5 protein-coding genes are annotated in these 6791 nt (G+C 43.5%); 3 read left to right on the top strand and 2 right to left on the bottom strand.

What is annotated here, in order from left to right:
- The first annotated feature begins 471 nt into the window (after nt 1-471).
- The 3 genes from ICN48_RS13685 (at nt 472) to ICN48_RS13675 (ending at nt 3524) form a co-directional block, all read left to right on the top strand.
- The gene (locus ICN48_RS13685; RefSeq protein WP_216154238.1) at nt 472-1716 is read left to right on the top strand and encodes a site-specific integrase; all 1245 of its coding nucleotides are present in this window, start codon (nt 472-474) and stop codon (nt 1714-1716) included.
- Between the two features lie 159 nt (nt 1717-1875).
- Nucleotides 1876-2217, top strand: a complete 342-nt coding sequence (locus tag ICN48_RS13680; protein ID WP_216154237.1) for a helix-turn-helix transcriptional regulator — start codon at nt 1876-1878, stop codon at nt 2215-2217.
- Nucleotides 2217-3524: a type II toxin-antitoxin system HipA family toxin gene (locus ICN48_RS13675; protein ID WP_216154236.1), complete on the top strand. Its 1308-nt coding sequence runs from the start codon at nt 2217-2219 to the stop codon at nt 3522-3524. The genes ICN48_RS13680 and ICN48_RS13675 overlap by 1 nt, the downstream gene beginning before the upstream one ends.
- 29 nt (nt 3525-3553) lie before the next feature.
- On the opposite strand, the gene ICN48_RS13670 is transcribed toward ICN48_RS13675, so the two are convergent.
- Together ICN48_RS13670 and ICN48_RS13665 are read right to left on the bottom strand one after the other, a co-directional pair.
- Entirely contained in the window at nt 3554-4321 is a 768-nt protein-coding gene (locus ICN48_RS13670; RefSeq protein ID WP_216154235.1) for a metallophosphoesterase, read from the bottom strand.
- 529 nt (nt 4322-4850) lie between these two features.
- Nucleotides 4851-6320, bottom strand: coding sequence for a Fic family protein (locus ICN48_RS13665; RefSeq protein WP_216154234.1), 1470 nt, complete (start codon nt 6318-6320; stop codon nt 4851-4853).
- Between the last annotated feature and the right edge of the window lie 471 nt (nt 6321-6791).

Below are 6791 nucleotides of genomic sequence, written 5' to 3'. Positions count from 1 at the left end.
GCCAGCGTTCCCACATTAAAGCCTTCTGGGTGGCCGTGTAATAGATTCGGGGCCGTTGTTTCATGAGCAACACTCCTTTTGCTTACGCAGTTTGTAGTGTGTTGCATCGATCAGTTGAATTCAAGGCCGATAGCAGACCACCGACGCCAAAAGAAAAGCCACCCCGTAGGATGGCTTTGGTAACGCTTTTGGTAACAAGGTTGTGATTACCGCCAAACCTTGTAATATCCATTAACTTGGCGGAGACGAGATCAAGATTTTGCCCCTCCCACTAAGTCTACCAAGGTCCATTAAACCCTTTACCTATATGCCTCTGAAGGTAGACCCTACTCCCAAGTAATCCATTCAAACTTACTAAAATCTAAGTTTCATTGGTAAGCGAGATGGTTAGAAACTATGGGTATAAATAGTGGTCGAGTTACATTAAAAGAACTGAAACTAAATAAATTTACTGCGAGGGGGATTCTCGCTATGAACCAACCTGGATGGTACGCCGACCCTGAAACCAGAGGTTTATATTTGCGGGTTTTTGAAGGGGCTGATGGCCCATCCCGAAGCTGGCTCTATAGATTTACCAGTCCGGTGAGCGGTAAAAGACGGGCAATGGGGCTTGGATCCGTAGAAATTTGTTCATTAGCCAATGCCAGACAAAAGTCTCTAGGCCTCAGAAGAGCTATTTTTGATGGGATTGATCCCATTGACCAGCGCCAAGAAAAGAAATTGGGCGTAAAGGAATCTGATCTCAATTCCATCACCTTTCAAGAGGCCGCTAATAGGTGCATTAAAACGAAGGAAGCCGAATGGTCAAACTCAAAGCGCAAAGATCAATGGGTAAGCACCATCAATACTTATGCACTGCCAATCATTGGAAAAATGAGGGTTGATCAGATTACTACTACTCATTTAGTTAAGTTACTTAAGCAAGAGATCAAAAAGAAAAGTGGTGAGGTAGAGGGTACTTTTTGGAAGGTCAGAACTGAAACTGCAACAAGGGTTCGTCAGCGCATTGAGGTAATTCTGGACTGGTGTAAGGCTCATAAATATATTAGTGGTGACAATCCTGCTCGCTATCAAGGGGCTCTATGCCATCTGCTGCCTAAGGCTAACAAGATCAAGAAGGTAGCTCACCACCCTGCTCTGCCATTTAACAGGATCGGTGAATTCATCAGCGATTTACGAACTCATACTGGCTACTCTGCCTTAGCCTTGGAGTTATTAATTCTTACGGCTACTCGTACGAGTGAGGTGATTGAAGCGAAATGGAGTGAATTTGATTTAGAAGCTAAGGTCTGGATCATCCCTGCCGATCGAATGAAGGCTGGCAAGGAACATCGCGTTCCACTCAATAGAAGAGCCATGGAAATCCTCGGGCAACTAAAGACAACTAGAGTGAACTCCTATTTATTTCCTAGCTCTCTGCATAAAGAGCGCGCTCTATCCAATATGGCCCTGCTCTCCATGATGAGAAAGATGCCGAAGTACGCAGACTTTGTGCCACATGGCTTTAGATCTACATTTCGTGACTGGGCTGCCGAGACTACTGAATACTCAAATGAGACTGTCGAGCTAGCTTTAGCGCATACGATTCAGAATAAGGTAGAGGCGGCCTACAGAAGGCAAGATCAGCTAGAAAAACGGGTTTGCTTGATGAGCGACTGGGAGGGCTTTATAGAAAAACGCATGGAGAATCTGTCCGGTAAAGAGGTGTCCCGTTGACGGAATTACAATCCTAAATTTTCTACTGTAAACCATTAAAAGAATTATAAATAAGTCATTAAAATACTTAAAGACTGATTTATGAGTCATATTTATTGACCTATGGCATATAAACAGATATATTGAAGCCTCATACCTAACAAAATGCATGAGGCAACTATGCGCGTAGATCAAAAGCTGACCCTAGCATCAAAGCAACTTGGCCAATCCGCTGAAATAGCGCAATGCCTTGTTTCTTTGCGTCTTGCGCGTCGTGTTCGCCAAAGTGATGCAGCAGTTCGTGCCGGCCTATCTCGCGCTACTGCACAGCGCATTGAAAAGGGTGATCCTGGTGTAGCCGTTGGCGCGCTCCTGCGTTACTTAGATGCAATCGCTCCAGGCATGAACTTATTGCAACTATTAAGCGGAGATGATCCTGCGATCATTGCTTTAGAGCGTCGCTCACGTCCACAACGCGTGCGTGATTTAAGTGCAGCGGAAATGAAAGCGCTTGATTTCTGATGGCCAATACCCCTAAGGATCTTTTTGTCTTTGCCAATCTTGATGGTGAATTTGTACCAGCAGGTCAACTGCAAGTGGATGAAGAAGGCTCAAGACTTATTGCCTCTTCATTTGCTTATGGCTTGCGTTACTTAGATAGGAGCAACGCACAAGAAGTAGATCCAGTCGCCCTTAGTCTTAGGAATAAAAGAGAGATCAAAGGCAAGCGCCTCGTTCCACCTAATGGCTTAGAGGCCTTTGGTGGAATTCGGGATGCTGCTCCTGATTCTTGGGGAAGAAGAGTGATTGAAGCTAGGCTGAAGGTTCCAGCCAACAGCCTTCCAGAATCAACCTATCTACTCGAAGCAGGCAGTGATCGTGTTGGGGCTTTAGATATTCGATCTTCTTTAGATCAAGAGGAGCGCCCTGCTCACGAAAGTATTCACAATCTGTCATACGTACTCGAGGGTGCGCAAAAGATTGAGGCAGGCTTGCCAGTGTCAGAAGCACTATCCAGAATTTTGATTGTGGGTAGCGGTCTTGGGGGCATGCGCCCTAAGGCAAGCGTGCGCGATGATGACAACATTTTATGGATGGCTAAGTTCCCAGGGAACACGGATGGCGCTTTAGATGTACCAAGCATTGAATACGCCACACTCAAACTTGCGCAGTTAGCCGGTCTTAATGTAGCGCAAACTCAATTAGCGCAAGTTGGCAAGAAAAAAGTGTTGATGGTCAAACGCTTTGATCGCTCTTGGACTGCTTTTGCTCGGCCAGTAGAAATTCGTCATCATGTTATTAGCGCCCTCACCTTAGTTGCCTGTCACGAATCAGAATCCAATTTAAAAAGCTATATGGATATTGCGGATACCATCCGCAGATATTGCGTGGTTCAAACAGTCAAAGCTGATATTGAAGAACTATACGCACGCATGATCTTTAATATTTTTGTTAGTAACGATGATGATCATCTACGCAATCATGCATTCTTATGGAGCCATGCGCTTAAAGGCTGGAGCCTGAGTCCACTCTATGACGTGATGCCTCATGCAGTCATTGCAAGTGAGCGTTATCAACATCTAGGTGTTGGACCACAAGGTAAATTGGCCACACTAGATAATGCCTATGGTGCCAAAGAGCGCTTTGGCCTATCCGCGCAGCAAGCAAGCGACATTATCGATCGTGTATGGCGAGTAACTAGGCAATGGAAAACACACTTTGAAAGCCTTGGAATTGCTGCAGATCAAATCGAAGGAATCTCCCGGGCGTTTAGGCACATTGATGATATTTGCAGTCCCGAATTAATCAAGACTCTAGCTAAAGGCTAATCACTTATTGAGAAGATCTTGCTAGGAAACTAGATTTCAACAATAAGAGCTGGATTGAATTCTGGGTTTTCGGCGTGGTTAGATCGAACATAACCGCGAGGATTACAAACTACCCTAGTGCCATTCATTTCATAATCGCAGGAATCATGCGTATGCCCATGAATCCATAGAGACATCTTGCCAAAGAGGTGCGCCAACTCCGAGGAAAAGCAGGCAGATAGTAAATCTTGCTTATAGCGCTCTGCAACTGAACTCATTGAGGGTAGATGGTGCGTAATCACCACCGTCTTGCCATCAAATGGGCTCTCTAGCCCATGCTGGAGCCAAGCCAATGATTTTTCATGTAATTGAATCGATTTTTTCGGGGAAAAATTTCTGTCTCCGTCACGGATTCTTCTGAAGTCATTTAAGTAAAGCTCGCCATACGATAAGCATTTAGATTTAAGATCTTCGCCAAATAATAAAAAGTCCGTCCATAACGTAGCCCCTAAAAAACGGACGGGAGTATTTGATTGGGGATCATGAAGCTCAATCCCATCGTCATCTAGGAAATGAATGCCGTTTTCTGCGCATGTATTTTGGATGTCCTCAATGACATGAGAACGCTGAGAACCATAGAACTCATGGTTGCCAGCCACATAAATAATTTCTTGATCCGGAAAAGATTTCCTGGCCCAAGTTACACCTTCCGCGCGAAGGCCGATATCACCCGCCAGAACAATAACATCTGCCGAATTTGATGCAGGGGTAAAGTCAGCAAACTCTAGATGCAAATCACTCAGTACATGAAGTTTCATAAATTGGATAAGACACGATCTTGGTTTTTATATTGAAATCTAGTGTATTCAATAAATTAACCATGCCACCAGGATGTAATAAGCGATTGTTAGCTTAAATCGCATTAGCCACACATATGAAATGCAATACTGTTTGAGTGGTAAGCGTACTGGTAAGCGGGAGTAATAAAGAAAAAGCCCCGGTTATGGGGCTAAGTCATTGATGCATAGAGTGAAAAACAGAAAAAATGCCAAAAGTACTGGCGGAGACGAGATCTAGGTTTTGACCCTCCTGTCATGTGCACCAATGTCCATTAAATCATTTATATATTTGGCTTAGAAGGTAGACCCCACTCCCGCGCAATCCATTCAAACTTACTAAAATCCATGTTTTGCTGGTAAGCGAGATGGTAAGCAAATGATGGCCTTACATAGTTGGGATGCAAGCCAAAAGGTCTGGGAAGATTAAACTTCAGGCAACTGAATTACCCAATTTATCATTGCGCCAGCCCTTGGGTTGACCTTGATAGAATCAGCGAGGCCTTTTGAATCAGTCCGCTATCTTCATATATTCAGCTTCAATTGCATTAAATATTTCTTCCGGCACCGTTGCAGAAAATTTCTTACGACGGTTAGCTGATAGCTTTCCATTTTGTTCCATGCAGGTCAAAATTAAGGCGTTGAGATCCTTGCCGCGTATATCAAACTGACTATCAATAGCACGGTAAATAAGGTCATACTTTGCCAAGAACTCGGTCTCTTCTCTTAAGTCCTTTTCCAATGCTTGCTTGGCCATCTCCAATCCAAAATCAACACAGGCAGTGGCATTCCAATAGCGATATAAGGAATCATTTGATTTGAATGTCATTTGATATTCATCACCATCAATCCAAATAACTTCCCAGCGCTTGCGAGCAGGTTCAGAAAAGCTCTTTAGAGCGGTTAGATATAAATCTTCATTCCGCTTCATCGCAATGGATACTGGCAATAGCAGGCCATTCTTTAAAGCGCCAGACTGGCATATTGCATGATGAAATAAAAATCTGGACAAACGTCCATTTCCATCCATAAATGGGTGAATGAAAACAAACCCGAATGAAATAATCGCAGCTGCAACCAAGGGGTCTATCTGCTTTGGCGAGGCATTAGCAAAATCTACCAAACCCTTCATCAAGTCATTAACAATTTCAGGTGGTGGCGGAATATACGTTACGCCAGCAGCACCACGTAACGGACTACTTAACCAATTCTGCTCATGCCGATAATGAACGGCCCTATCTAATGGGTTTGTAATGGCAGTGTTTTGCAATCCAACCAAGTATTCTTCATTCAATTGAGGAGTCAGATGTGCTTTTTTAAGCAGCTCTACAAATGCTTCTGCTTTAGTTGCGCTTGGTGTTTCATGCTCAATCTCAAAAGAACTTTTGGTCTCGCTTAAATAAGCCCATGACATTGCCCTATCGGACGCGGCTCCACCAAGCTGCGATAGAAATTCATTTGCCTTCTGGAGGATGTTGGATTCAAGCAAGCTATTAATACGTGCGGTTCGCTCAACAGTTACGCAGTAATCCAAAGAACCCAATCCATTGAAATGAACCCGCCATTTAGCATTGCGTATGCTTGGACCGGTAATGTATTTTTTTGGGTCAAATAAATTGACCATTGGCCCTGTAATTACTGGCGCGTCCTTTAACTCTTGCTTATTAAAGGCTTCCCACAAAAAACATGCTGTGCGTATATAAACGCCTGTTGGCGATTCACTAATGGCAGCCAGCATCTCTTGGGCTGGGATTTTTCTTAAGGCCTGCGATAGTAGTTGAAGATTAACCCCCTCATGCTTTAGTGCAAACAAAAGGTGGCTTAGTGGGCGATCATCTTTAGGGGCTACCTTTGCCGGTATTAACAATGCGCCCTGAGTGGGCGTTACACTGGTTACCGAGGCAAGGCGTGCGGGTACCAGAGGATCAAAAGCACTGAGATCTAACTGACTTTTTACTCGTGAGTAGCCTATTTCACTCATATCTCCCTCAAGCTCCACTTTTTCGTTCGTATGGTTATTTTCCCATACTTTTTCTTACATATACACACTTTTTCTTACGATTACACATATTTACATACTTTTTATTACATTTTTTAATAGATTCCTACATTTTTAAACATATCCTCACTTTTTCCTACTAAACAGCTATTTGAATGATTTTTTACTAGTGGCATCAAGGGCTTGAGTTCAATTGGGAAATGCAGTTTTCTTAATATGCCACCTACCAGGCGCAACATGTCGAAAGCCCCTGAGATATCCATATTGCCTAAATTTTGAGCAATTTAAACCATTAGGTTTTAGAGCTAGATTTGGCAACTAAGCTCTAGGGAAACACAGATTTATTCACCCCTCATGACAACCTAAGCATCCCATCAAACGTTATTTACTGATCAACTCCAATCGAGATCAGTAATGACCAGCGCAATCAATCCACAACTTAGTTTTGCTCAG

The organism is Polynucleobacter sp. JS-Safj-400b-B2 (assembly GCF_018881975.1).
In the GTDB taxonomy this organism is placed as follows: domain Bacteria; phylum Pseudomonadota; class Gammaproteobacteria; order Burkholderiales; family Burkholderiaceae; genus Polynucleobacter.
The sequence above is the reverse complement of the archived record's forward strand: the minus strand, read 5'-3'. Positions and strand labels throughout refer to the sequence as shown.